The organism is Thalassospira mesophila, assembly GCF_002115755.1.
Lineage (GTDB): Bacteria > Pseudomonadota > Alphaproteobacteria > Rhodospirillales > Thalassospiraceae > Thalassospira > Thalassospira mesophila.
In genome coordinates, this window is sequence record NZ_JFKA01000003.1 from 364,943 (window position 1) to 389,849 (window position 24,907).

At 54.9% G+C, this 24,907-nt stretch carries 23 protein-coding genes; 14 read left to right on the plus strand and 9 right to left on the minus strand.

Features of this window, described 5'->3' with window-relative positions; all coding sequences use genetic code 11:
- The first annotated feature begins 5 nt into the window (after window positions 1–5).
- The 9 genes from TMES_RS09590 to TMES_RS09635 all read left to right on the plus strand — a co-directional run bounded on the left by TMES_RS09590 (window position 6) and on the right by TMES_RS09635 (window position 10,596).
- Window positions 6–1,172: a glycosyltransferase family 4 protein gene (locus TMES_RS09590; protein WP_085581842.1), complete on the plus strand. Its 1,167-nt coding sequence runs from the start codon at window positions 6–8 to the stop codon at window positions 1,170–1,172.
- A complete protein-coding gene (locus TMES_RS09595; RefSeq protein WP_085581843.1) occupies window positions 1,165–1,770 on the plus strand; it encodes a histidine phosphatase family protein in 606 nt (201 codons plus the stop codon). Before TMES_RS09590 ends, TMES_RS09595 begins: the two co-directional genes overlap by 8 nt.
- A complete protein-coding gene (locus tag TMES_RS09600; protein WP_085581844.1) occupies window positions 1,767–2,909 on the plus strand; it encodes a glycosyltransferase family protein in 1,143 nt (380 codons plus the stop codon). The genes TMES_RS09595 and TMES_RS09600 overlap by 4 nt, the downstream gene beginning before the upstream one ends.
- Complete coding sequence (locus TMES_RS09605; protein WP_085581845.1) at window positions 2,893–3,651, plus strand: polysaccharide deacetylase family protein; 759 nt, start codon at window positions 2,893–2,895, stop codon at window positions 3,649–3,651. The genes TMES_RS09600 and TMES_RS09605 overlap by 17 nt, the downstream gene beginning before the upstream one ends.
- Window positions 3,642–4,322: a hypothetical protein gene (locus TMES_RS09610; RefSeq protein WP_143589598.1), complete on the plus strand. Its 681-nt coding sequence runs from the start codon at window positions 3,642–3,644 to the stop codon at window positions 4,320–4,322. The genes TMES_RS09605 and TMES_RS09610 overlap by 10 nt, the downstream gene beginning before the upstream one ends.
- Window positions 4,319–6,373 carry an ABC transporter ATP-binding protein gene (locus tag TMES_RS23310; protein WP_143589599.1) on the plus strand — a complete coding sequence of 685 codons (2,055 nt, stop codon included), beginning with the start codon at window positions 4,319–4,321 and terminating at the stop codon, window positions 6,371–6,373. The genes TMES_RS09610 and TMES_RS23310 overlap by 4 nt, the downstream gene beginning before the upstream one ends.
- On the plus strand, window positions 6,373–8,358 hold the full coding sequence (locus tag TMES_RS09625) for an ABC transporter substrate-binding protein (RefSeq protein ID WP_085581851.1): 1,986 nt from the start codon (window positions 6,373–6,375) through the stop codon (window positions 8,356–8,358). Before TMES_RS23310 ends, TMES_RS09625 begins: the two co-directional genes overlap by 1 nt.
- A gap of 70 nt (window positions 8,359–8,428) precedes the next feature.
- A complete protein-coding gene (locus TMES_RS09630) occupies window positions 8,429–9,427 on the plus strand; it encodes an ABC transporter permease (RefSeq protein WP_085581853.1) in 999 nt (332 codons plus the stop codon).
- Complete coding sequence (locus TMES_RS09635) at window positions 9,424–10,596, plus strand: ABC transporter permease (RefSeq protein ID WP_085581855.1); 1,173 nt, start codon at window positions 9,424–9,426, stop codon at window positions 10,594–10,596. The genes TMES_RS09630 and TMES_RS09635 overlap by 4 nt, the downstream gene beginning before the upstream one ends.
- Before the next feature lie 63 nt (window positions 10,597–10,659).
- Here the strand turns inward: TMES_RS09635 and TMES_RS09640 are convergent, their stop codons facing one another.
- The 4 genes from TMES_RS09640 to dusA form a co-directional block, all read right to left on the minus strand.
- The gene (locus TMES_RS09640) at window positions 10,660–11,517 is read right to left on the minus strand and encodes a class I SAM-dependent methyltransferase (RefSeq protein WP_085581857.1); all 858 of its coding nucleotides are present in this window, start codon (window positions 11,515–11,517) and stop codon (window positions 10,660–10,662) included.
- Between the two features lie 153 nt (window positions 11,518–11,670).
- Entirely contained in the window at window positions 11,671–12,849 is a 1,179-nt protein-coding gene (locus tag TMES_RS09645; protein WP_085581859.1) for an MFS transporter, read from the minus strand.
- Window positions 12,846–14,171 carry an FAD-dependent 5-carboxymethylaminomethyl-2-thiouridine(34) oxidoreductase MnmC1 gene (mnmC1, locus tag TMES_RS09650; RefSeq protein WP_085581861.1) on the minus strand — a complete coding sequence of 442 codons (1,326 nt, stop codon included), beginning with the start codon at window positions 14,169–14,171 and terminating at the stop codon, window positions 12,846–12,848. The genes TMES_RS09645 and mnmC1 overlap by 4 nt, the downstream gene beginning before the upstream one ends.
- Entirely contained in the window at window positions 14,168–15,190 is a 1,023-nt protein-coding gene (dusA, locus tag TMES_RS09655) for a tRNA dihydrouridine(20/20a) synthase DusA (protein WP_085581863.1), read from the minus strand. The genes mnmC1 and dusA overlap by 4 nt, the downstream gene beginning before the upstream one ends.
- A 151-nt stretch (window positions 15,191–15,341) precedes the next feature.
- On the opposite strand from dusA, the gene TMES_RS09660 reads away from it, so the two are divergent.
- Together TMES_RS09660 and TMES_RS09665 are read left to right on the plus strand one after the other, a co-directional pair.
- Complete coding sequence (locus TMES_RS09660) at window positions 15,342–15,695, plus strand: ArsC/Spx/MgsR family protein (RefSeq protein WP_085581865.1); 354 nt, start codon at window positions 15,342–15,344, stop codon at window positions 15,693–15,695.
- Window positions 15,695–16,372, plus strand: coding sequence for an HAD family hydrolase (locus tag TMES_RS09665; RefSeq protein ID WP_085581867.1), 678 nt, complete (start codon window positions 15,695–15,697; stop codon window positions 16,370–16,372). The genes TMES_RS09660 and TMES_RS09665 overlap by 1 nt, the downstream gene beginning before the upstream one ends.
- A 92-nt stretch (window positions 16,373–16,464) precedes the next feature.
- On the opposite strand, the gene ggt is transcribed toward TMES_RS09665, so the two are convergent.
- Together ggt and TMES_RS09675 are read right to left on the minus strand one after the other, a co-directional pair.
- A complete protein-coding gene (gene ggt, locus TMES_RS09670; RefSeq protein WP_245835315.1) occupies window positions 16,465–18,348 on the minus strand; it encodes a gamma-glutamyltransferase in 1,884 nt (627 codons plus the stop codon).
- A 230-nt stretch (window positions 18,349–18,578) separates the two neighbouring features.
- Window positions 18,579–19,415, minus strand: a complete 837-nt coding sequence (locus TMES_RS09675) for an alpha/beta hydrolase (RefSeq protein WP_085581869.1) — start codon at window positions 19,413–19,415, stop codon at window positions 18,579–18,581.
- 382 nt (window positions 19,416–19,797) lie between these two features.
- On the opposite strand from TMES_RS09675, the gene TMES_RS09680 reads away from it, so the two are divergent.
- Both TMES_RS09680 and TMES_RS09690 read left to right on the plus strand, forming a co-directional pair.
- Complete coding sequence (locus TMES_RS09680; RefSeq protein WP_085581871.1) at window positions 19,798–20,478, plus strand: Crp/Fnr family transcriptional regulator; 681 nt, start codon at window positions 19,798–19,800, stop codon at window positions 20,476–20,478.
- Between the two features lie 369 nt (window positions 20,479–20,847).
- Window positions 20,848–21,240 carry a DUF423 domain-containing protein gene (locus TMES_RS09690; RefSeq protein WP_085581875.1) on the plus strand — a complete coding sequence of 131 codons (393 nt, stop codon included), beginning with the start codon at window positions 20,848–20,850 and terminating at the stop codon, window positions 21,238–21,240.
- A gap of 136 nt (window positions 21,241–21,376) precedes the next feature.
- Here TMES_RS09690 and rpmG read toward each other — a convergent pair whose 3' ends face one another.
- From rpmG to TMES_RS09705, 3 genes are all read right to left on the minus strand, one after another.
- On the minus strand, window positions 21,377–21,544 hold the full coding sequence (gene rpmG / locus TMES_RS09695; RefSeq protein WP_007089918.1) for a 50S ribosomal protein L33: 168 nt from the start codon (window positions 21,542–21,544) through the stop codon (window positions 21,377–21,379).
- A gap of 94 nt (window positions 21,545–21,638) precedes the next feature.
- A complete protein-coding gene (locus TMES_RS09700) occupies window positions 21,639–23,270 on the minus strand; it encodes a S41 family peptidase (protein WP_085581877.1) in 1,632 nt (543 codons plus the stop codon).
- A gap of 255 nt (window positions 23,271–23,525) precedes the next feature.
- On the minus strand, window positions 23,526–23,915 hold the full coding sequence (locus TMES_RS09705; RefSeq protein ID WP_085581879.1) for a DUF983 domain-containing protein: 390 nt from the start codon (window positions 23,913–23,915) through the stop codon (window positions 23,526–23,528).
- A gap of 206 nt (window positions 23,916–24,121) precedes the next feature.
- Between TMES_RS09705 and TMES_RS09710 the strand changes: the two genes are divergently transcribed.
- Window positions 24,122–24,907 (plus strand): Hpt domain-containing protein, encoded by a 786-nt coding sequence (locus TMES_RS09710; RefSeq protein WP_085581881.1) that lies wholly within the window; start codon window positions 24,122–24,124, stop codon window positions 24,905–24,907.

Genomic DNA, 24,907 nt, shown 5'->3' on the forward strand with positions numbered 1-24,907 from the left:
GTGCCGTGCGGATTGCGTTTTATGCCCCGTTAAAGCCGCTTGACCACCCGGTGCCATCAGGCGACAGGTTGATGGCAAGGTTGCTTGTAATCGCCCTTGAACGGGCCGGATATGAGGTTGATGTGGCATCAAAGCTGCGCAGCCGGGTTGGCGATGGCAATGCCCTGCGGCAGGCCCGGTTGGCCGAACTGGGCGGCAAGCTGGCCCGGCGATTGATCCGTCGGTATGAAAACGGGTTTTTACCGCGCCCGGATGCGTGGTTTACCTATCATCTTTATTACAAGTCCCCGGACTGGATTGGCCCGTTGGTGGCAGCAGAGCTTGGCATTCCCTATTTTATTTGCGAAGCATCGCACGCGCCAAAACGGGCGCATGGCCCGTGGGCCGCAAGCCACCATGCCATTGAACGGGCAGTCAAACAGGCCGATGCCATTTTTTGCCCGAACCGTGCGGATATGGCATGTCTGGCACCGCTTGCGCGGGCCGGGACAGTGCATTTTTTGCCACCCTTTGCCGATATTGCCACATGGGTACCGCCGTTAAACGGGCCTGACGAAACCGCCCCGCTGGCACCTTCAAAAACCGATATCGTACACTTGATTGCGGTGGCGATGATGCGGCCCGGTGACAAGTGGAAATCATTTGCCGTTCTGGCTGCCGCCCTTGCGGCATTGCCGTCATCATTGCAGGGCCGGTGGCGATTAACGCTGGTGGGCGATGGCCCGGTGCGCGGTGATGTTGTTGCGCTGTTTGCCCGTTTTGCCCCCGATCAAATCTGTTTTGCCGGGCAATGTGACGTGTCAGCAACCCGGTACTATCTTGCACAAGCCGATTTGTGCGTTTGGCCCGCGATTAGCGAGGCCTATGGCATGGCCCTGCTGGAAGCCCAGGCGGCAGGCGTTGCCGTATTGGCAGGCGACAGCGGGGGTGTGAGCGGCATTGTGCGGCATGGAACGACCGGCTGGCTGGTGCCCGAAGGCGATGTTGCAGCGTTTTCGAAGGCCCTTGCATTACATCTGCAAAACCCGGCCAGCTTGAAAAATGCGGGCAAAGCTGCTGCGCAAAATGCGCGTGAACATCACGATATTTCATCGGCGGCACGGATGCTCGACTATGTGATGAGCCCGATCATCACAGGCAGAATATCCGCAAGGGATGCCGAAGATGCCTGATTTTTCGTTCGCCCTGTTGCGGCATGGGGCCACATCCTGGAACGTGGAAGGTCGCATACAGGGCCATAGCGATATTGGCCTGTTGCCGGAAACCCGCAGCACGTTGGCGACGTTTCGTGTGCCCGCCCCGTGGTCGGATATGCCGTGGTATACAAGCCCGCTAAAACGTACCGTGCAAACGGCGCTGGCGCTGGGGGTGTCGCCGGTGGGGATGCTACCTGCCTTCATTGAAATGAATTGGGGTGTGTGGGAAGGGCAACACTTGGCGACCCTGCGGGCGACACTTGGGGCAGAAATGACCCGAAACGAAGATCGCGGCCCTGATTTTCGGCCCGACGGCGGCGAAAGCCCGCGCGATGTAATACGCCGGGTTGAAGCATTTCTGGCGCAATGGAGCGGTGGTGATTTTGGCGTTATTGCCCATAAGGGAGTTATCCGGGCGATATATGCCCGTGCGGCGGGCTGGGATATGATGGGGAAAATCCCCGATAAATTGCACTGGGATGCCCTGCATGTGTTTCATTGGTCGGCAAAAAATGGTTTGTCGGTGAAGCAATTGAACATTCCGTTGCTTGCAAACGAAGGGGCGCCACAATGACCGATGTTATGATTTATGTTCAGCATTTGCTGGGAATTGGTCATGTGCGCCGCACAGCCTTGCTGGTGCGCGAAATGCGCGAGGCGGGGTTAAGTGTTGGCGTGGTCAGCGGTGGTATCCCCGATGACGCGATTGATTTTGGCACCGACACCGTTATTCAACTGCCACCGTGCCGCAGTGCCGATCACGGGTTTTCCGGGCTGGTCGATGAAAATGGCGTTGTCGTTGATGACGACTGGAAAGCAAGGCGCAAGCAGGCGCTGTTTGATGCGTATCAGATATTGTCGCCGCGCTTGTTGATGGTCGAGATGTTTCCCTTTGGCAGACGTGCCTTTCGCTTTGAATTATTGCCGTTGCTGGAACAGGCCGGGCAGGATGGGGTGAAACGGGTGTGTTCGGTACGCGATTTACTGGTGCGTAAAACCGATATCGCCAAAGAACGCTGGATGCGGGATGTGGCCTTGTCACATTTTGACCAGATACTGGTGCATGGTGACCCGGCGGTTCTGGAATTTGATCGCAGTTTCCCCTTTGCTGCCGACCTTGCCGCGCGGCTGGAATATACCGGTTATGTTGCACCACAGGTGCGCGCGACGAATGCCCCGCGCGATGGCGTGGTGGTATCGGCCGGGGGCGGGGCGGTTGGGGGTGATTTGATCCGGGCGGCCATTGCCGCGATGCCGCTTTCGCAAAAATATGCAATGGCCCCGTGGGATATTATTACCGGCCCGCATTTTCCCGCCGATGATTTTGCCGCGATACGCCGGAATTTGCCACCAAACATCACCCTGCACCGGTTTTTAAGCGATTTTCGCCACCGTTTGACCCGCGCCAATGTTTCGGTATCACAAGCGGGATATAATACCCTGATGGATGTGTTGGTCGCGGGGGTGCCATCGGTTATGGTGCCGTTCGCCGAAGGCGGGGAAAGCGAGCAAACCGAGCGGGCGGAAATTTTTGCAGCAAAAAACATTATTTCGCTGTTGCCCTCATCCAATCTCACCGCGCAAACACTGGCAAAAGCGATTGATAATGCAGATTTTCCCAAGGAATTTGAATTATCGCTGGACGGGGCGCGTATAGGTGCGGCTAAAATCAGGGCAATAATAATGGGAAAAGACCATGGGCACCTGGGATGATCTTCGCGCCGAGCTTGATTGCTGGGCGCAAAGCGACAAACACGCGACGATGTGGTGGCGTGACGACGATGCCGTTTCGCCAACCCCGCAGCTTGAGGAAATACTGTCCTGCGAGCGCAGTTATCATGTGCCTTTGGCATTGGCGGTCATTCCGGGAAAGGTTGAAATCGACCTTGTGGAACGGCTGGTGGAAACCCTTGATACCCGTGTTTTACAACATGGCTGGCGCCATGAAAATCATGCTCCGGCGGATCGTAAAAAACAGGAACTTGATGATGTTCGGTCGACCGAATCCGTTTTGGCAGACGTACAATCCGGGTTTGATGTTTTAACAGCGCGGTTTGCCAGCCGGTTTTTGCCTGTGATGGTGCCGCCGTGGAACAGGATTGCACCGGGCGTGATGGCGGGCTTGCCCGATATCGGATTGCGCGGCGTTTCGACCTTTGGTGCGCGCACGCAACCCTGCCCGGTGCCGGGATTATTACAGGTTAACACCCATATTGATGTGATCGACTGGCGCGGTACCCGTGGTTTTGTTGGCGAAGCGGCCTGTCTGGATGCGATGATTGCGCATTTGCACCAACGGCGCACCGGCGCGGTGGACGAAGATGAAACAACCGGCCTTTTAACCCATCATCTGGTGCATGATGTTCCAACCACGGCATTTCTGCATGATTTGTTTTCGTTTGAGCATTCGGCCTTGAACTGGCAAGCAATTGCCGGGGTTTTCCCATGGCAATAAAGCAGGGATCGATCAACAGCGAAGCAAATGCATCGGATCGTTCGGGGGCGGCAACCGGGGCACAGGGCGGCGGGGCGGATGCCAATGTTAATGCCGCCCAAATTGAGGTGCGACAGGCCGCCGATACGCGCACGACAGATATTGTGGTGATGAAATATCCGCGCCGCGTTGTCATGCCTGATCTTATTCGGGCGGTTCTGGGCATGGTGCTGTGCGCCGGAATTGCGATTGCACCCGATATTATCGAGCTGTTGCGCTGGGTCGCCGGGGCCTTGATTTTGCTGTTTGCCATCTATTTGCTGCGCACCTTGGTGCGGATGCAATCGCGGGTGCATGTCTCTGAATACGGGGTTCGGCAAAGCGGGGTTTTGTCGGGCGCGCCATTTGGCTGGTCGGAACTTTCGGGGTTTCGTCTGCGTTATTTCAGCACCCGCCGGGACGGCAAAAAAGGCTGGTTTGAAATGACCTTGCAGGCCGCAGGGACAAAACTGGTGGCGGAATCCACCTTGCAGGGCTTTGGCCATTTGCTTGACCTGGCACGCGATGCGGCGACGGAAAATCAGCTTATGATCGACGATGTGACGCGAACCAATCTGATGCGTCTGGATGAAGCGGATAATATTATGCGCGCGCAAGCGCGGCATGGCGGGGCAATGGGCGAGGGGCAATGACCGATATTCTGCGTATCCGCGATTTAGAGGTTGAATTTATAACACCGCATATGCGGACCAAAGCTGTTGATAAAGTCAGCTTTCGGATCGGGGCGCAGCAAACGGTTGCCCTGGTGGGGGAATCGGGATCGGGTAAAACCACCATATCGCAAGCGATTATGGGGATTTTGCCACGGTCCGCCCGGATCGCAGGTGGCAGTATTATTTTTGCCGACCCGAAAAAGCCCGGAACACGGGTTGATATTGCCATGCTATCGGCCAACAGCGCCGAAATGCGCGCCATTCGCGGCGGTAGTATTTCCATGATTTTTCAGGAACCAATGAGTTCCCTGTCGCCCATTCACACCGTTGGCGACCAGATATGCGAGGCGGTGCGCCTGCATCAAAAAGTGGGCACGCGTGAAGCCCGCGATCTGGCGCGTGAAATGCTGGAACTGGTCGGCTTTCCCAATACAAAATCGGCTTTGCGAACCTATCCGTTTGAACTTTCGGGCGGGTTGCGCCAGCGCGCGATGATTGCGATGGCGCTGGTCTGTCGTCCGGCCCTGCTGGTCGCCGACGAGCCCACAACTGCCCTTGATGTGACCATTCAGGCGCAAACATTGCGTCTGATAAAGGATTTGCAAAAAAGCCTGAAAATGTCGGTTCTGCTGATCACGCATGATTTGGGTGTGGTTGCCAATATGGCCGACCATATGGTGGTGGTTTATAATGGCCGCGTAGTTGAAAGCGGTAAAACCGACGATATTTTCATTAATCCCGGCCATGCCTATACACGCTCGCTGTTGCAGGCGGTGCCGCATTTTGACATGGAGCCGGGTGAACGCCTGAAACCGTTGCGCGAAATAAAACCGCGCATTGATGGCCTGTTAACGCTGGTTGACAAGTTTGACCGCAAAATGGCCCGTCTGGAACAACATGCGACGAATGGTCGCCATATTGACGACGAGGCTGTTAATGGGGATGACAAGCGGGGGGGCGACAGTGCAATAGCGCAAAGGCACCCCGACCCTGACAACGCGGCCATTGCCAGTGCGATGGAAAGCCCGAAGCCGCGCCTGTCGACCGGGGTGCGAGGCGAAGCCGTTTTGGCGGTGTCGCATTTGACTAAAAGTTTTCCGGTGCGCAAAAGCGGCTGGTTTGGCATGGATGAACGGCGTATCGAGGCTGTTTGTGATGTGTCGCTGACGGTGGGGCGCGGCGAATGTGTCGGGCTGGTCGGTGAAAGTGGCTGTGGCAAAACAACACTTTCCAAGCTGATCATGCGGGCGATGGCGCCTGATAGCGGCAGCATTTTGTTTCGTGGTGAAAGCGGGCAAATGACCGAGCTGGTCGGGCTGGACGAGGACCGGTTGGCCCCTTATCGCAAACGCATCCAGTTTGTGTTTCAGGACCCGTTTTCATCGCTTAATCCGCGCATGACGGTGCAGGATCTGATCAGCGAACCGATGTTAATTCACGGGGTTGGCACATCGGCATATCGGCGCAAAATGGTGCTGGAGCTGATGGAAGTTGTCGGGCTTGATCCGCGCTTTTTAAACCGCTATCCGCACAGTTTTTCGGGCGGGCAGCGCCAGCGTATTGGCATTGCCCGGGCCTTGTGCCTGCGCCCGGATTTATTGATCCTTGATGAACCAACATCGGCACTTGATGTGTCAGTTCAGGCGCAAATCCTTAACCTTTTAAAAGATTTGCAGCGTGACCTTAACCTTACATATCTGTTTATATCGCATAATCTGGCGGTGATTGATTATATGGCAGACCGGATTGCGGTGATGTGTGCCGGGCGTATTGTCGAATCTGCCCCGCGCGCCAGTCTGTTTCGCAGTCCGGCCCATCCCTATACCCAGGCCTTGTTAAATGCCGTGCCCTATGCCGACCTTGATCACCCGCTGGATTTTTCCAAAATCATTGATGGTAAATGTTCCGACCCGGCGGCCTGGCCAGCCCCCTTTACCGTGGACCGTTCGGTGAACCCGTCAATGGTGCAACTGGCCGAAGACCATTTTGTTCGTATGACCCGACCCGATTATCAGGAGATCGCTGTTTGATGGTGTCGCCCGCACATACCCCGTCTGTTCGCCCGGTGACCGATACCGTGTCGTCTTTCAAACAAACGCATCGCAGCGGGTGGCGCATTGGCCGCATTGCGGGGTGGGGCGGGGCGGCCTTGTTGTTTGGCGCCACCATGCTGGCGGCGTCCGCTGCCTGGGCCGAGGTGCCGTATTTCGCCGACCAGATCAAGGCAGGCACCTTGCCGGCGATGGAACAGCGTTTGCCCGAACATCCGTTGAAAATGGATTTTGCTGCCGAAGGCAAAGAGATTGGCAAATATGGCGGCGATCTGGTCACCATCATGGGCCGGTCAAAAGACATCCGCATGGCGGTGGTTTATGGCTATACTCATCTGGTGGGCTATGACCAAAATCTGGAATTAAAACCCGATATTCTTGAAAGCCTGGATGTGAATGATGACGGCAGCGTGTTTACGTTGCATCTTCGCAAAGGGCATAAATGGTCGGACGGGGCACCGTTTACCGCCGAGGATTTCCGGTTTTACTGGGAAGATGTGGTTAATAACGAGCAACTGTTTCCGGTGGGGCCGCCGCGTTTTTTGCTGGTCGACGGCGAGCCGCCGAAATTTGAAGTGCTTGATAAATATACCGTGCGGTATAGCTGGTCGCAGCCCAACCCGTTTTTCCTGCCCGAACTGGCGGGAACGCGACCGCCGTTTATTTACCGGCCGGCACATTACCTCAAACAGTTCCATGCGACATATCAGGACCCGCAAAAACTTGAGGAAATGGTCAAGGAACGCAACCTGCGCAACTGGGCGGTTTTGGAAACCGATATGGACCGGCCCTATAAGCTGGAAAACATCAACCTGCCGACCTTGCAGCCGTGGGTTATTCGCACCCAGGAACCCTCTGACCGGTTTATTTTTGAACGCAATCCCTACTTCCACCGGGTCGATCCTGATGGCAACCAGTTGCCCTATATCGACCGGATGATTTTTAACATTGCCAATGCCAAACTGGTGCCCGCCAAGGTCGGCGCGGGCGAGGTTGATATCCAAAGCCGTATCCTGACGCTTAAGGACTATACGTTCCTTAAACAGGCGGAAAAGCAAAAGGCCTATCATGTGCGGTTGTGGGATGTGGGCTATGGCAACTATGCCACCCTGTATCCGAATTTGACCGTGTCGGACCCGGTCTGGCGTAAATTGCTGCGCGATTTACGGTTTCGCAAGGCATTGTCGCTGGCAATTAACCGGACCGAATTGAACCGGGTACTGTTTTTTGGTTTGGCCACCCCGCGCAATAATACCATTTTGCCCAAAAGCCCGCTTTTCAAAAAACAATATGCCACGGAAAACGTGGGCTTCGATTTGAAAAAGGCTAATGCCCTGCTTGATAAAATCGGCCTCGACAAACGCAATGACGATGGCATTCGCCTGATGCCCGATGGGCGTCCGCTGGAAATTATTGTGGAAACAACCGGCGAAAATCCGGAACAGGATGATATTCTTGAACTGGTTGGTGATAGCTGGAAAAAGGCGGGCATCAAACTGTATGTCAAGGCGTTGCAGCGCGAAGTGATGCGCACGCGCGCCTATAGCGGTGATACCGTGATGTCGATTTTTACCGGCATTGATAACGGCCTTGCTGTGCCATCGACCGTGCCGTCGGAATTTGTCCCGGTCAACCAGGACAGCCTGCAATGGCCCAAATGGGGCCAATATTATGATACCGGCGGCGAAGCGGGCGAAAAACCCGATATGCCAGCCGCCGAGGAACTGATGAAGCTGTATGAAAAATGGCGCACCGGCGGCCCGCATCAGCAAAAGAAGGCGTGGGAACATATTCTTGATATCAATGCCGAAAATCTGTTCTCTATCGGCCTGGTCGGGAATGTGCCACAACCGGTTGTGGTGGCGGACGGTTTGAAAAACGTTCCGGAAAAAGGCATTCACAGCTGGGAGCCGGGCGGGTTTTTCGGCATCTATCATCCCGATACCTTTTGGTGGGATCGCTAGTTAGAATAATTTGACGTACCGATCGGGGATGGTGCGTTAAAATCGGTCGACATACAGGGGGAAGGCACGAATGCTTACATTCTTGGCCAAGCGGCTATTGGTAATGATACCCACGCTGTTTATGATCAGCGTGCTGGTTTTCATTGTCATACAGCTTCCCCCCGGCGATTTTCTAACCACCTATATGAATGAGCTAAAGGCCCAGGGAGAAGCCGTTGATCCGGCCAAAATCGCCTTTTTGCGGGCGCAATATGGTTTGGATGAACCGCTTTATATGCAGTATGTGCATTGGGCGTGGGGGCTGTTGCACGGTAATCTCGGTTTCAGTTTTGAATATAACATGCCGGTAACCGACGTTGTTGGCGACCGGTTGTGGCTGTCGATGGTGCTTAATTTCAGCACCATCCTGTTTATCTATCTGGTCAGTTTCCCGATCGGCATTTATTCCGCCACAAGGCAATATAGCTGGGGCGATTATGGCATTACCCTGCTGGGGTTTCTGGGGCTGGCGATGCCCAATTTTTTGTTCGCACTGGTGTTGCTTTATTATGCCAATGTGGTGTTTGGCACCTCGATTGGCGGGTTGATGGACCCGGAATTTATCAATGCCGGTTGGTCCTTGCCCAAAATCATGTCGGTGATTGAACATTTATGGGCACCGGTGCTGGTGATTGGCACATCGGGCACGGCATCCATGATCCGCCGGTTGCGCGCCAATTTGCTCGACGAATTGGGCAAGCAATATGTGGTGACGGCGCGGGCAAAGGGCCTGTCGCCGATGAAGGTTTTGTTCAAATACCCGCTGCGCATGTCGCTAAACCCGTTTATTGCCGATATTGGCAATATCCTGCCCCAGGTGGTGTCGGGGTCGGTGCTGGTATCGGTGGTAATGTCTTTGCCCACCACCGGGCCAATGTTGCTATCGGCCTTGCAAAGCCAGGATATGTATCTGGCCGGATCGTTCCTGATGTTTCTGGCCTTGCTGACCGTGGTTGGCATGTTCGTATCGGATTTGTTGCTGGCATGGCTTGATCCGCGTATTCGCCTGCAAGGGAGCATATCGGAATGAGCCGCCATAAACCTGACCGCGCCGACGAACATTTTGTTGATACACGGCCGTTTGACCCATGGGACAAGGAAGAACTAACCCCCGCGCAGGAAAAGTATTTTCAGGCGTCGCAATGGAAGCTGATCTGGTGGCGGTTAAAGCAGCACCGCCTGGCATTGATCTCGCTGATTATTCTGGTGGGGATGTATGCGGCGATTTTCATTGTCGAATTTCTCGCCCCCTATGCGCAGGAAAGCCGCGACAGCCTGAACATTCATCATCCGCCACAAGGTGTTCATCTGTTTGATGATGGCACGTTTGTTGGCCCGTTTACCTATGGCACCGATTTTGCCATCGATATGGAAACGCTAAAACCGATCTATACCCCCAACCCGGAAAAAATCGACCGCTTGCGCTTTTTTTGTTCGGGCGATCCATACGAGTTTTGGGGCCTGTTTGATGCCAGCCTGCATCTGGTGTGCCCGGCCAAAGACGGCACGCTGTTTTTGCTGGGCACAGACCGGCTGGGCCGCGATATGTTTTCGCGCATCATTTACGGCGCACGTATTTCGCTGACCATCGGGCTGGTCGGCATTGCTGTCAGCTTTTTTCTGGGCGTGTTGATTGGCGGGGCGGCCGGGTATTTTGGCGGCTGGGTCGATAGTTGTGTGCAGCGTGTAATCGAAGTGATCCGCTCGTTGCCGGAAATTCCGCTCTGGATGGCATTATCCGCCGCTTTGCCGGTCACCTGGAGCCCGGTTTTGATCTATTTCGGCATTACCATTATTCTGGGTTTGATCGACTGGACAGGGCTTGCCCGTGCTGTGCGGTCCAAATTTTTGGCCCTGCGCGAAGAAGATTATGCCCTTGCGGCCCGGTTAACCGGGGCAACGCCCAAACGCATCATTGCACGCCATTTATTGCCCAACTTTGCCAGCCACTTGATCGCATCGGTCACACTTTCCATTCCCAATATGATTTTGGGGGAAACAGCGCTCAGCTTTTTGGGGTTGGGCCTGCGCCCGCCGGTGACAAGCTGGGGCGTGTTGCTTAATGAGGCGCAAAACATCAATGCCGTGGCGGTTTATCCGTGGCTGATGTTGCCGGTGGTGCCGGTGATTATTGTGGTGCTGGCGTTTAACTTTTTGGGCGATGGTCTGCGTGACGCGGCCGACCCTTATAAAAACTGATTTATCCTTTGGGGCGATTGCCCCGGGGTAACAGGCTTTGGTCGGGGGGGTGGCGCCGCATTGTTATTTCTTGCGCAGCCACAGGCTGGTTTCGATGCTGCCATCGATCAAAGGCAGGTCATTGGCGATAGATGCCGTAACACTGTCTTTCATGAAATTGTTGGCAAAGGCCGATGACCACATAATTTCAAAGCCATTGCCCGCCAAAAGGGCCGCAACGCCCTGTTGTTCGTTATAGCCGCGCCATTGCCATGCCGACGGATAATCGTTGGGCAGGCATATGTCATGGATATGAATAATCACCCCGGCGGGCAGAATGGGCAGGACATTGGAAAACAGCATATCCACATCGGTGCCCGGCATCAGGATATGGCTGCTGTCGATTGACAGAATGTCGCCGGGCAGCAAATCGGCAAAAACCGACATCGGCACCTGCTGAACGATCTTTTTATGGATCGTGATCGGCAATTGGGCAATGTCGGCACGCGGGGCAGGGTCGATGGTTGAAATATCGGTATCAAGCCCTTCATCAAGCACCGCGCGATAGAAAAAGCGCGTGCTGTGGCCCGAGCCCACTTCGACAACGCGTTTGGGTTTGGTTTCACGCGTGATGACATAGGCCATCATGCCGTCCATGCCGGGAAACCAGCCCTGTTCCCAGCGCGGGTCGGGCGGGGTTGCCTGATTAAACCCGACAAGGGCATCGCGATAAAGCTCGGCTTTTAACAGCCATGCTTTCATATCGCCGCGATGCTGCGAAAATTGCTGTTCCAGGGCGGTATAATGCGGGCGGCCAACGGCGCGCCGGGTTTGGGCGGCATAGCGATAAGGGATGAAATAACCCGCCGGTTCTTTGCCAAACAGGGTTTTAAGCCCCAATTTCCAGCGACGCAGTTTTTTGGCAAAGGGAAGGTCGGTCATTATCGTCCTTTATGGGCGTGCAATGGCGAAAAATCGGCAGATGATGAACAGATTTCTATCCGGTTTTGCCCAAATGGCAAAGGGCAATCACCCTCCGGAGCCATCACGCAGGGTTATTGCGTAATCAAAAATGCAGGCATTATCAAACGGCGGCTATATAGGAATGGTTTGTCCTTCTTGCCAGCGGCGACGCAACCACAGGGCAAACAAAAACGATATTGCCGAAAACACCACCATCAGGAAATAGGTGTTTGATCCGATATTTTCAAATATCGGCCCCGATGCCCAGATCGACCCGCCCAGAAACAACCCCATCGACAAGGTTGCCATTAGGCTTTGCGCCGAGGTGGCAATTTGCGATGGTACGGCACGGGCAATAAAGCCGATGGCGGCAAGATGTGTAATGCCAAATGTAAGGGCGTGAAGCGGTTGCACCAGCAAGATCAGCCAGAAATTATCGGTCATGCCCAAAACCGCCCAACGGACAATGCCGCCCAGCGCACCAACGGCAAATAACAGGCCAGGGTGATAGGCGCGCATATATTTGCCCGCCAGCGCAAACAAAACAATTTCAGCGGCCACACCGGTGGCCCAAAACAGGCCAATCACATCGTGTGAAAAACCAACATCTTCCCAATGGACCGAGGCAAAACCGTAATAGGTACCGTGGCTGGCCTGGGCAAAACAAATGCAGCCCAGATAAATCAGAAATGTCGGGCATTTCAGCAAAAACATGATCGACGAGCCACTGCGAAGTGGGCGGTCGGTTTGCGGGTTGGGCATTTGCGTGATGATGACGAAATTAACAATACCCGCCGCACACAGCATCCAGATAATGGCATTGTTGCCCGTAGCGTCCAGCACCCAGCCCGCGCCGTAGGACGCGCCAATAAACGCCAGCGAGCCCCATAGCCGCACCCGGCCATAATCAAGATCCTGGCGTTTACATTCATGGACCGTAATGGTGGTGCCAAGTGGCAGCAAAGGCGCAAAGCTGAACCCGATGATGGCGGACAGACCCAGCAAAAACCAGAAATCATCGGCAAAGCCAAAGGCGATGATGGTCAGGATATAAATCCCGGCCAGAATGATCATGGGGGTTTTGCGGTTGCCAGATCGATCGGCCTGCTGCGCAATTAACGGGTCGGCAAAAATGCGGATCCAGTTTGGCAGCGATAACAAAATGCCAATTTCCCCGCCGCTTAACCCGTGCCCCTTAAGCCATACCGGCCAATAGGGCAAAAACACGCCCTGTATTAAAAACAGCCCGACAAAAAACAGGCCCAGTATGATGGCGGTTTGTTTGCGGGTGGCATCGGCGTTGTGTGTCATGGGGCAAGAAGTCCGCGTTTGATGGCTCGAACAATATAACGGGCAGGGTGCAGGGCCTCTTGCACAAGGGGCGGCAAGCTGTGTTTGTGACCGGCGATCTGGCTGGCAATCATGCTTGCTGCCAGCGGCGCGCCGATCATGCCACGCGCACCAAACCCGGTACAGACATACACGTCTTTATGGTAAGGCGCACTGCAATATCGCGCGTAATAACGGCCTTTATCAAGGTCGGGATAGGCAGCAAGGTAAGCGTCATAATCCGGTGCCGGGCCAATCATGGGAAGATGGTCCGGTGTTGTTGTACGCAGCCCGGCGCGCCCGCCAAGTGCGCCCGGATGTAACCTTGCGGCAAGGTCGGGCACGGCAAGGGCCAGTTGGGCGATGTTGGCGGCATGGTCGTTTTCGGTAATGTCGGTATTGTTGGCATGGCGGTCAAATGTTGCGCCAAAAACATGCATTCCTGCCCGTTCCGGGGTTAAATATCCCTTGTGGCTCAACACACAATTTACATTTAAATCACCTAGTACATTCTTGGAAAACCATGATATTTGCCCACGCAGGGCGATCATGTAATCGCGCATCCAGGTGGTTTGGGCAAAATGTGCGGTTTCCATCGCCCCGGCGATAATGATGGCCCCAAAATCGCCAACAAGCGACCCTTGCGGGTTATGCAGGCGCGCGCCACTGCCTTGAAGGGGCGTGATACGGGCAATTTGAATGCCCTGCTGGATGGTTGCCTGTTCGGCCAATAGCTTGCACAGTGACGGCGGATTAACCCAGCCTGCATCTTGGTAAAACAGCCCGCCGGTGGGAACAGTTAAGCCCAGTACATCACTGGCGGATTTTTGGTCAAGGGGTTGAACCGCCGTTGCGCCATCCACCTTTGGGGCAAGTGACAAGCGTTCAAGGATCGCCTGTTGGCGGGTGGCATCACGCGGATTGGCAGGCAGGGACAAAACCCCGCAAAATGCCGCCTCAACATCTTTGCCCTCGGCCAAAAGCCGCCGCACAAGGTTGCTGCTATGCTGGTATCCGGCTTCGTAAAACTGGCCCGACAGGCTGTTATCGGCTGTCACATAAGGCTCTAACATCCCAATCGGGTTGCCCGAAGCCCCTTGTGCCAGTGTATCATTTTGTTCAAACAGGGTGGTGCCAATGCCAAGCTGGTTTAACGTATGGCAACACGATGCCCCGGCAATGCCGCCGCCAATAATGGCAACGTCGTTATTGTGCGATGATTGGCGAATAAAGGGGGCGGCAGGGTCGAACCACGGCTTGTCGGCAGGTTTGCTGCCGCCTTGTGGGGCAACCGGTTTTGTCATGCGCGCAGGGCTTCGTTGCTGGCGGTGCGGTCTTCATCACTATTGCTGATGTCACTGACCCGGGCCAGTGCGGCGCGCACAATGTCGGTTCCGGCATTCTTGCGATGGGCATTTTCGCTGATGTAACGGCGCCATTGTTTGGCCCCGCGCAGGCCCTGAAACAGCCCCAGAATATGCCGGGTGACATGGCCCAGCATGCCGTTGGGCTCCGCTAAATGCGCGTCAATATAAGGCAGCATATCTTCAACCACCTGTATGCGGGTGCGCGGGGTGGTGGCATCATTATAAAAACGCCGGTCAATATCGGCCAGAATATAGGGGTTCTGATAGGCTTCCCGCCCAATCATGACGCCATCGACATGGGCCAGATGCATTTCGGTTTCATCCAGCGTTTTGATGCCACCATTAATGATGATCTCAAGCTCCGGCAGATCCTGCTTTAGCTGATAAACCAGATCATATTTAAGCGGCGGAACTTCGCGGTTTTCCTTGGGGCTTAATCCGTTTAGCCACGCCTTGCGCGCATGAACGATAAAGGTTTTACAGCCTGCATTGGCAACGGTTTCAACAAAGCGTTTTAACGACGGGTAATCTTCCTGATCATCAATCCCGATGCGGTTTTTAACCGTGACTGGCGCATTTGATGCCGCCGCCATTGCCCGAATACAATTTGCCACCGTATCGGGCTGCGCCATTAAACAGGCACCAAAAGCCCCGTTTTGCACCCGGTCAGACGGGCAACCGCAATTAAGGTTAATTTCGTCATAGTTATAGGCATTGGCAATGTCGCAGGCGCGCGCCAGATCATCGGGGTTGCTGCCGCCAAGCTGCAGTGCCACCGGATGTTCGCCATCGTTATAACGTAAATGCCGGTGGGCATCGCCATGGATGAGGGCACCGGTTGTGACCATTTCGGTATAAAGCAGGGCATGGCGGCTGATCAGCCGAAGAAAAAAGCGATCATGCCGGTCTGTCCAGTCCATCATCGGGGCAATAGAAATACGCCGGTTGACAGTCATGCCATCCTGTTCCTGAAGTGGTTTTAATCCTTGGGGTTGCCGTAGTGTCGGCACGGTCTTTATATAGTGTCTTGGATTATGGTGCAAATGTCTGAATTCAGGCAGGATGACATGGCAGCTTTGCACATATCGGGCAGACAGGATTGTTTTTATGATTACGGTTTACGGCATTAAAAATTGCGACACGGTGCGCAAATCGCTGAAGTGGTTTGCCGGGCAGGGTGTTGAGGCAAAGTTCCATGATTTCCGTGTGGATGGACTGGACCCGTCGCTGGTGGTGATGTGGCTGGGCGAGATTGGCGGCAAGATGCTGGTTAATAAACGCGGGCCGAGCTATCGCAACCTTTCGGATGCCGACAAGGCGTTGCTTGAAAACGATGATCTGGCAGCGGCAAAGGTGCTGGCCGATAACCCGACCGTGATCAAGCGCCCGGTGGTCGATTTTGGCGCGGTGCGCACGGTGGGTTATGACGAAAACCGTTGGTCTGATCTGGTGAAAGCATAATGGATCAGGTTGTTGTAAAGCCCAAAGTCGGTGCTGTGCTGTTTGATTGCGACGGGGTGCTGGTTGATACCGAAAACCTTGGCAATGCGGTACTGGTAAAGCTGCTAAACGAATATGGCTGCCCTGTTACCGAAGACATGACCCACAAGCTGTTTTTAGGCGGCACCCTTGCCATGATCGGTCCGAAAATGACCGAGATGTATGGTGTGACGTTGCCCGATAACTGGACCGCTGAATGTTATGCGCGCACGTTCGAAGCCCTGCGCAATGACATGGAACCGTTTGAGCGGATTGACGATATTCTTGATATGCTCGACGCTGCCAGCATCCCGATGGCGATTGGCAGCAATGGCCCGCATGACAAGATGGATGTATCGCTGGGCAAGGTCGGGTTGTTAGACCGTTTTACCGGGCGGATTTGTTCGGCCCGCGATGTGCCAAATGCCAAACCCGCCCCTGATGTGTACCATTTGGCAGCCAGCCGGTTGGGGGTTGATATTAACGACTGCATTGTGATTGATGACAGCATTAGCGGCGTTCGCGCCGGTGTTGCCAGCGGGGCCACTACAATCGGGCTGGTGGGTGAAACGCCGGGTGAGTTTTTGCGTGATAACGGTGCGCATTACGTCGCCAACGGCCATCATGATTTATATGATTTGCTGAAAAGCTGGCTGTGATTGCCGGTTTTGCGTGATTGCATATGTATTGAAAAACGGGCCGCAAGGGGCCCGTTTTTGTTTATAGGTTGGGGGTGGAAGCGTGTTCGTTTTTACTGACCAATCACAATGCCTTCGCGGCGTGGGTCTGCTCCGCCGGTAAGGCCGTCAGGGCCGATTTTAATGATATGCAGGCCGGAATTAAGATCGGTTATTTTGGTATCGAACCCGGCGGCTTTTAATTTCGGGGCCAGTGCCTCGGCCTGTGTGCCTGCCTCGATATCAAATGTGCCAAACCGGTTAAGCAGATGCGGCATGGCAGCGGCCTGTTGCGGGTCCATCCCCCAGTCGATCATGGCGATAACCGATTGCGCGACATAGCCGATAATGCGGCTGCCGCCCGGCGAGCCGGTGGCAATAACCGGCTGGTTGCCTTGCATAACAATGGTGGGTGCCATCGAGGACCGCGGGCGTTTGCCCGGTTCCACCCGGTTGGCAACCGGCATGCCCTTGGCATCGGTCGGTTTAAACGAAAAATCGGTCATTTCGTTATTGAGCAAGAACCCGTTTGTCATCAGGCGGGAGCCAAAACCGTTTTCGATGGTGGTGGTCATCGACACCACATTGCCCCAGGAATCGACAATTGAAAAATGGCTGGTGCAGGGGAATTCGATGGCATTGTCCTCGCCCCAGTTGGCCGCGTGAATTTGCGGCGGGTTGCCCGGCTGAACTTTGTCGGCGGGCAGGGCAAGGCCACCGGAAAGCAGGCGGGCACGCTGGGCGAGATAGCCGGGATCGACAAGACCCTTGAGGTTCATCGGGACAAAATCGCTATCCGCCATATAACGCCCGCGATCGGCAAAGGCGAGGCGTGAAGCATCGCCAATCAGCCGCCAGCTTTTGGCAGAGTAGGGGCCGAATTTGGCAATGTCGTAAGGTTCGATCATACCCAGAATTTGGCCAATGGTCAGCGCACCCGATGAAGGCGGGCCCATGCCGCACACATCATAGCCCCGATACAGCGCACAAACCGGATCGCGTTCCTTTACGTCATAGGCCGACAAATCACTTTGCGAGAGCAAGCCGGGGTTCCAAGACGCCCCTTGCACCTTTTTAACAATCGCATCGGCAATCGGGCCATTGTAAAACGCATCGGCACCGCCTTGGGCCAGGGTGCGCAAGGTATTGGCATAGTCGGGGTTTTTAAGCAGTTTTCCGGCAGGAAGCGGGATGCCATTGGCATCAAGGAAATAGGCTGCCGCTTCGGGGTCTTTTTTAAGTTTGCCGCCGTCTTCCACGATCAGTTCGGCCAAACGCGGGCTGATCAAAAAGCCCTTGTCGGCGCGGTCAATTGCCATTTCAAACAGGTTGGGCCATGCCATTTGACCCCATTTTTGATGGGCCTTTTCCAGTAACATCGGCGTGCCCGGTGTGCCAACCGACCGCCCGCCAACAACGGCGTCATAAAATTTCATCGGTTCGCCGTTGGCCCCCATGAACAGATTTTCATCTGCGGCCATCGGTGCGGTTTCGCGCGCGTCCATCGTTGTCAGTTTTTGATGTGCCGCATCGTAATAAACCATGAACGACCCACCGCCCAGGCCCGACGATTGCGGCTCGACCAGCCCCAGCATCGCCTGCACGGCGACCATGGCATCAATGGCGTTGCCACCCCGGCGCAGCACATCGGCACCGGCCTGTGCGGCGAGCGGATTGGCCGCACTGATCATCCAGTTTTGTGATTTAACCGCCGGGCGGGTTTCGCTGGTGGTCATGCCGCTTTCTGGTGCGATGGCATCGGTTGCCTGCTGGGCGTGTGCGAATTGCGGGCTTGCCAGCGTGGCAAGCACGGCGGCAATGGCCATATACGGCATCGCGGCGTGGTGGAAACGGGGCGCATGGCAATGGAATTTGCCAGCAACACCGAAAGGAAGGGGGAATAGTGTGGCAGTTTTCGCGGATGCCGGGGCAACTGCCGGGGGGATTTTTCCTGTCATGGCTTCCAGTCTTTTGCGATTTGGTGGATGACTACAGGCGGTTGATGGTTTCAGAAAAGTCCGGTTTTGGAAAGAAAACAATCGCGTCCTGCGCGCATGAAATGGATCCGGGTTCAGCTAAAACGGGACGAACATGTGCGATGTTGCGTCCCGTTTTGTTGGCAGGGGGATTGGAGGTTTCGCCATCGTTCTGGCTGATCCGAGTGTCTGTTCGGCCCGCGCGAGGGCGGCTAGGCGGCACTTTGTTTTCCGGATTTTTCGGTTTTGTCGGCCAGGTTCTTTTCCATCCAGCCCAGAACCGCGTCGGCGACCTTTTGCCAGTGGGTATCAAGCATCATGGCATGGGCGATATGATCGACCATGATGCAGTCGGCACCGTAACGGGTGGCCATGCGATGCACGATTTCACTGGGGACAATTTCGTCATTGCGCGCGCCGACAACCAGCATTGGCGGGGCATCAAGCGGAGAGAGGAAAACAGGGTTAGCCCCGGCCATGTCCATCAGGGCGCGATGGCTTTCGGTTTCGAGGCGGCCAAAATAAATCATGCCTTCATCCGATGCGATGTCGGGCGACAACATGGCACGGCCCAGCCGGTCGCGCAGCAGGGTGTGCGGGCCGATGGCCTGGAGCCAGAACATCTGCAAAAACAGATCGGGCTGGGAAAAGGCCATCATGGCATTGCTGGCGAGCAATCCTTCGGGCGGTACCGATGCCATCAGGATCGCAGCACGGGCAGGATGTTTTTCGAGGTATTTCTGAATGACATATCCGCCCATCGAATGCCCGACCAGAACAGGGAGTTGGTCCAGCGTTGCGACCACGGCTTCGAGATCCTCGACGTAATCGTCGATCGAGGCCAGGCTGCGAAAATCGCGCCCGCCCGATCCACCATGCCCGCGCAGGGAAAAGGATATGGTTTCAAAACCCATATCGGCAAAATAGCCGAGGAAATGCTCGTTCCAGCACCAGGCACCGGTAAAGGCGCCATGCACCAGAACAATCGGGTGTGAACACAAACGCGGACCGGTGGGGCTGCGGCGAAAAATTTCCAGTTCTGGTCGCATGGAGGCCTCCTTACGCTGTTGTTTCAGGTAAATTCAGGCGGTGTCCGGGGGCGAGATGCCGGGGGGCCGGGCATTTTACAAAAATCGGTTTAACCAAACCGGCGGCTTCTGCCGGGGCGTGCTGCAATCCCATACCGGTACCGGGTTTGTTTAAAAGGCACCCGTTGCCCGTTTGGTACGTGCAATGAAGATTGCCAGAATGGTTATATGCATAGTTTAGCATGTATCATCGCGCGCTGCATCCCGTATCACATCAGATATGATTGCGGCGAACCGGTGCATTGCCTATGATCGTAGGGGAACAACAAAAAATATAAAAGCAACCATCGGTATGACGGGTGTTCATGGCGGTTTTGGTTGCAGGTCAAAAGGCCGGGGGCAGATGGTTAAGCTTGGTGTTGTCGGGATATTATCAGACCTTGACGACGCGGCGCTGGCGGATGTGGAAAAGCACGTTCGGCGACGGGTATTTCAAGGCGGGTCGGAAATTATCGAATCCGAAGGGGATAGCAGCGATGTTTTCCTGATCCTTTCGGGGGGCGTGCGGGTGGTTAATTATTCGGTCTCGGGTCGGGAAGTCACATTGGAAGAAATCGGCGTTGGCGGCTGTGTCGGCCATCTCGCCGCGATAGACGGCGAACCAAGGTCGGCTTGTGTGCTGGCAAAGGGGTTAACCGAAGTTGGTATGATGAACCCGGCCAGCTTTGAAACCGTGATCAAAAACCATCCAACCGTGGCCTGGCGGGTTATTCGTGAACTTGCCCGGATTGTTCGCGCATCGACCCGAAGGATTGTGGATGTCAGCACGCTGGGTGCAAACGAGCGGGTGATTGCCGAAATTTTCCGGCTGGCACAAAGCGTGGTGACGGACGACGGGCAGGCGATTATTGCGCCGGTCCCGGTTCATTCCGACCTTGCAGGCAAGGTTAGCACCTCGCGCGAAACCGTGGCGCGCGTGTTTGGCAGCCTTGCCAGACAGGGCATTGTCCTGAAAAAGGGGGACAGCCTTGTCATCCCCGATATCGACCAGCTTGAAGCCTTGCTGGGCAGTGCCGTTGGTTAAATGTTTAGCTCCGGGATGCGGTTTTGCGCAAAGGCAAAAAATTGTGCTGCTTGTGATGGCTGTCACAGCCGAAATGGCATCGGGGATTTTATGTTATCAGTGTCCGGTCGATAGATCGTGGCACATCTCCCCCAAGAGAAAACATACTGGCCGCGCCGTTTGGTGCGGCCATTTTTTTATGTCTGATGGCCCTGTCTGACGGGGCGGTTGCCGGGGGCACCGGCGGCAGCACGCTGTTGTGTCTTATGGCCATGTGTCTGATTTTTGGCGATCATCGGTGCAATTATCGCGGCAGGCGCATCAAAAGGTTCATGTTTTTCATAAACGGTTTTAGGATGGGCTTCGAAATGACAGAAGGGCAATTTTGAAATGAGAATGTCGATTGGGCTGGCGGGGATCAGCGGGATGTGCGCCGTGGCATTGGGGGCCTTTGCCACCCATGGCATGGCAGGCGAGGAAATGTCCTATGCCCGTGAACTGGTGGAAAAGGGCGCGCATTATCAATTAATTCATGCGGTTGTTATTGTTGCTGTCGCGGCATTGGCATTGTTTCGTCCCTCCATTCGGTTGCTGAGCCTGGCGAATGCAGCATTTTTGCTGGGGACGGTGCTGTTTTGTGGCTCGCTTTATGCGATCGCGTTTAGCGGCGTTAAGGCCTTTGGCATGGTTGCCCCGCTGGGTGGCATCAGCTTTATGGCCGGATGGTTAATGCTGGCAATTGCCGGGTTCAAATCATTTTCCGATGAGGCCCCCGCTGATTGACGAAGATGCCGGTGCGACCTCCGTGCCGGTGCCAATCCCGTTTCCGGATCAGCAAACAAAAAAAAGACGCGATCCATAAATGAATCACGTCTTTTTAAATTCCGGTAATCCAGTTGCCCCGTGAGGGACAGACTGATTACTTCATTTTCGCTTCTTTAAACTCGACATGCTTGCGCACGACCGGGTCGTATTTGCGAAATGAGAATTTCTCGGTGGTATTCCGCGGGTTCTTCTTCACAACGTAGAAGTAACCGGTATCTGCGGTGCTTACCAACTTAACGAGGATCGAAGCGGGCTTCGCCATATCTCTGCATCCTGTATTCAGGTGTGTCCTAGGCGGCGGAACATAAAGATTATCACCCGTCTGTCAACCTATATTGGACCAAATTTCTGCTTTTTTAGCGGTTTGTTGGCATACCGGCAATTTCGAGCGCAGTTTGCTGGCGAAAATAGCCATATGCGACCGGGTTTTCGATAAGTGCGAGGGCAACATCGATGTCGAATTTATCTGCATCATAGCTTGGCGGGCAGGTATTTCGCAATTTATGGCGTGTCGATTCATCAAGAAAATTAACCTGCCGCCATGCCGCCATTATGGCCGATAACTGCCCGGTTTGTTTCTGGCTGTCTAAAACCAGTTGCCGGGGCGAAATATCGGCGGCTTTCGATGTGCAGATGGCCGGGTGAAGGCCGATGCGGTCAAATGTGTATCCTGACGGTGCGACCAGTCGGGACCAGGTAAATGTGATGGTGCCATGGTTGGCCAGATCATTAATAGCCTGCACGGCCCCTTTGCCAAAACTGGTTGATCCCACCAGCACCGCGCGCGCGCGGTCTTGCAGTGCGGCTGCCACCAGCTCTGCCGACGATGCAGTGCGCCCGTTGATTAAAACAACCAGCGGCAGGCCGTGGGTCACATCGCGGGCATCGGATGTGAAAATATGCTTTGCCGCCGGAACGCGGGTTATCGTCGTGCCAATCGGGCCGCTGGTTAAAAACGCGTCGGCCACAGAAACCCCCTGGTTAAGCAAGCCGCCGCGGTTGCCCCGCAAATCCATGATAATGCCTTGCAGGGGGCCGTTGCTCCATATCCGGGCATCGTGGATGGCCTGATCAATTTCGTCGGCAGTATCGTTGTTAAAACTGCTGACCTCGATAATCAGGGCGTTGTGGCGAATTTCGGGAAATACAGTGCGGGCAATGATGCGGGCACGCGGCACCGAAACCGCGCGCACCATGTTAGACCCGGTGGGGTTGATTTCCAGCTGGGCAATCGTTTCAGGGGCGCCTTTTAACTGTTGGGAAACATCCAGACGGCTGCGATTGTAAAGGTCGGTGCCGTCCACGCTGACGATCTGGTCGCCGGGATGAAGGCCATATTGTGTGGCCGGGCTGTTTTCGGTGATTTTTTTAATCACCGGATATCCCGACCCGGCAATGACATCGACACCGATGCCAATATATCCCTCGCGGCGATCACGCGATATTGCGGCGCGGTTAGGGTTTTCATACCGGCTATAGGGATCAAGCCCGTCAATGGCACCGCTGATCAGGTATGATTGCAGATCAAGTGCGCTGACCTGGCGCAAGGCTGGCGAATAAACCCGATAGGCGCGCACACAATCCATCACCAGCGATGCCCAGACATTGGCACTGTTATTGTTTGCATCGTCGTCCGGGGTATCTGCTGGCAAGGGCAGGCGGGTAATCGGGTCTTTGCCATAGCGGGCTATAATCAGGTCGGGGGTCAGATCAACTTTAATATCGGGGTCTAGCGGCTGGAGCCCTTCGATGGCCTTGAAGGCAAGCTGTTCGGGCGGCAGCGGGTCGATATAGCGGTTTTCCAGCAATCTTATTGCTTGCGACAACACGGCAATGGTTTGGGTGTCGTACTCATCATCGGGGGCCATGGGTAAACGCGGCGCACAGGATGCCAGCAATACAAAAAAGGCAAGGCCCAGTGCGGTAACCGCAGATTTAACGACACCGGAATGGCGAAACAAAAACCGGTAACGGACCCCTTCAATCATTGCAGCTAAGTTTCCTGTGCCGAGAAATCAGTTCAAAGTGATGGTATTTTACGGGTAGTGCATTGTGATCATACGATAAAGCTGACCGATCGGCACGGATATTTCGAATTAATCCTGAAATGTCGCTAACTTACGGGGTAAATGAGCCCAAAAACCTGCCAAAGCACCACACGGTGCCAGGCAGGACAGATTTGGGCGATGACAGGGCAGGTTAACCGGATTTGGTTTTGTGAGGAGTGAGCAACACCGCCAGGCTTAACCCCGAATGCCCATGGCCCATTGTACGCCCAAAACGCCCCCTTTGATAAAGGGAAGCAAGCTCAGTGATAAAATCAGTGTGACCGGAATCCAGATGCCCAGTTGCAAAGCCATCGACGGATTGCCTGATTGTTCAAGCGTCAGGGCCCCACCAACCACCATATGACCAACAACAAGAATGGTGAAGTAGGGCGGCGCATCATCGCACCGGTATTCACCAAGTTCATGGGCACAGCATTCACAGGTCTTGCGGACGGTCAGATAACCGCTAAACGCCAGACCAAGGCCGCAATTTGGACATTTGCGGCGAAACCCCCGACCTAATCCGGTAAAAAACCGGGATGAACCCGGATTTTGGTCGACATTCTGGTCATTTTGAGTGGTCATCACGCGGCGTTCCTGTCCTGTATGGGCGTGGCATCTTATATGGGACGGACGGTTTTTTTAGCAATTCGTCCCGCAAAATTAATGCGCCCGGATGCCTGCGCGTATATGTATTGTTTAATAGACTATATCATCGGGCCGTTGCCGGGGAACGGCAAGCATTTTTAAACGGTTCGATTCGTGCCCGCGACAGATTCAGGAGCTCTTCCATGGACAATGCCGACGATATCATTGCACGATTAAAGCAGGATTTCATCGAGGACACCATTGAACGTGTCGACCGGATTGAAACCACGATTGATCGCGTGGCCGGCCACATGGACGAGGCATCGGCAGGCATTGCCGAATTGCGACGCGAAGCACATACCGTTAAAGGGCTGGCAGGGTCTTTCGGGTTTCCGCTGGTTGGCGCAATCGCGCACCGACTGGAAGACTATATTGCCGATATGACCGAAATCGACGATTTGCAGGCAGCGTCCCTGGTCGATTTTACCACCTGGATTCGCGAAATTATTGAAAGCGGAACCAATCCGGCCCCGGAAGAAGAAATTCGGATCTTGCGTTCGCTGCCATCGCGCACCACAGGCCGTGCAGCAGGCAACGTGGGCGAGGGGGTGGTTGCCCCCGCCGGGCATCAGGAAATTCTGATTGTAACAGCAACGGCTGTACAGGCGCATTTTTTACAGCGTGAACTTCGCGAGCGCGGCTATCGAACCATCACGGCGCGCACCGCTGTCGAGGCATTTCAAACAGTTGTTCAGTCCCGGCCCGATGCGATTATTTCAGCAGCGGTTCTGGACGGGCTGAGTGGCATTGAACTGATACGTGCCCTGGCGGCCATGAAAACCCTTGAAGGCAAGCCACTGGGCCTTTTAACCAGCTTTGAGGCCAACCACCCCGACCTTGAAGGGTTGCCCGCAAACGTGACGATCATTACCAATCGTGGCAAGCAGATTGCCGAACATCTGGCAAAGTTTATTGAAACACTTGGCTGA

Excerpts from the sequence above, each read along its gene's own strand:
- TMES_RS09705 (WP_085581879.1), bottom strand. The coding sequence starts at position 23,915 with ATGACCACTCAAAATGACCAGAATGTCGACCAAAATCCGGGTTCATCC.
- TMES_RS09690 (WP_085581875.1), top strand. The coding sequence starts at position 20,848 with ATGAGAATGTCGATTGGGCTGGCGGGGATCAGCGGGATGTGCGCCGTG.
- TMES_RS09625 (WP_085581851.1), top strand. The coding sequence starts at position 6,373 with ATGGTGTCGCCCGCACATACCCCGTCTGTTCGCCCGGTGACCGATACC.
- TMES_RS09645 (WP_085581859.1), bottom strand. The coding sequence starts at position 12,849 with ATGACACACAACGCCGATGCCACCCGCAAACAAACCGCCATCATACTG.
- TMES_RS09680 (WP_085581871.1), top strand. The coding sequence starts at position 19,798 with ATGGTTAAGCTTGGTGTTGTCGGGATATTATCAGACCTTGACGACGCG.
- TMES_RS09605 (WP_085581845.1), top strand. The coding sequence starts at position 2,893 with ATGGGCACCTGGGATGATCTTCGCGCCGAGCTTGATTGCTGGGCGCAA.
- TMES_RS09630 (WP_085581853.1), top strand. The coding sequence starts at position 8,429 with ATGCTTACATTCTTGGCCAAGCGGCTATTGGTAATGATACCCACGCTG.
- TMES_RS09600 (WP_085581844.1), top strand. The coding sequence starts at position 1,767 with ATGACCGATGTTATGATTTATGTTCAGCATTTGCTGGGAATTGGTCAT.
- TMES_RS09665 (WP_085581867.1), top strand. The coding sequence starts at position 15,695 with ATGGATCAGGTTGTTGTAAAGCCCAAAGTCGGTGCTGTGCTGTTTGAT.
- TMES_RS09700 (WP_085581877.1), bottom strand. The coding sequence starts at position 23,270 with ATGATTGAAGGGGTCCGTTACCGGTTTTTGTTTCGCCATTCCGGTGTC.
- TMES_RS09675 (WP_085581869.1), bottom strand. The coding sequence starts at position 19,415 with ATGCGACCAGAACTGGAAATTTTTCGCCGCAGCCCCACCGGTCCGCGT.
- rpmG (WP_007089918.1), bottom strand. The coding sequence starts at position 21,544 with ATGGCGAAGCCCGCTTCGATCCTCGTTAAGTTGGTAAGCACCGCAGAT.
- TMES_RS09635 (WP_085581855.1), top strand. The coding sequence starts at position 9,424 with ATGAGCCGCCATAAACCTGACCGCGCCGACGAACATTTTGTTGATACA.
- mnmC1 (WP_085581861.1), bottom strand. The coding sequence starts at position 14,171 with ATGACAAAACCGGTTGCCCCACAAGGCGGCAGCAAACCTGCCGACAAG.
- TMES_RS09610 (WP_143589598.1), top strand. The coding sequence starts at position 3,642 with ATGGCAATAAAGCAGGGATCGATCAACAGCGAAGCAAATGCATCGGAT.
- TMES_RS09640 (WP_085581857.1), bottom strand. The coding sequence starts at position 11,517 with ATGACCGACCTTCCCTTTGCCAAAAAACTGCGTCGCTGGAAATTGGGG.
- ggt (WP_245835315.1), bottom strand. The coding sequence starts at position 18,348 with ATGACAGGAAAAATCCCCCCGGCAGTTGCCCCGGCATCCGCGAAAACT.
- dusA (WP_085581863.1), bottom strand. The coding sequence starts at position 15,190 with ATGACTGTCAACCGGCGTATTTCTATTGCCCCGATGATGGACTGGACA.
- TMES_RS09595 (WP_085581843.1), top strand. The coding sequence starts at position 1,165 with ATGCCTGATTTTTCGTTCGCCCTGTTGCGGCATGGGGCCACATCCTGG.
- TMES_RS23310 (WP_143589599.1), top strand. The coding sequence starts at position 4,319 with ATGACCGATATTCTGCGTATCCGCGATTTAGAGGTTGAATTTATAACA.
- TMES_RS09710 (WP_085581881.1), top strand. The coding sequence starts at position 24,122 with ATGGACAATGCCGACGATATCATTGCACGATTAAAGCAGGATTTCATC.
- TMES_RS09660 (WP_085581865.1), top strand. The coding sequence starts at position 15,342 with ATGATTACGGTTTACGGCATTAAAAATTGCGACACGGTGCGCAAATCG.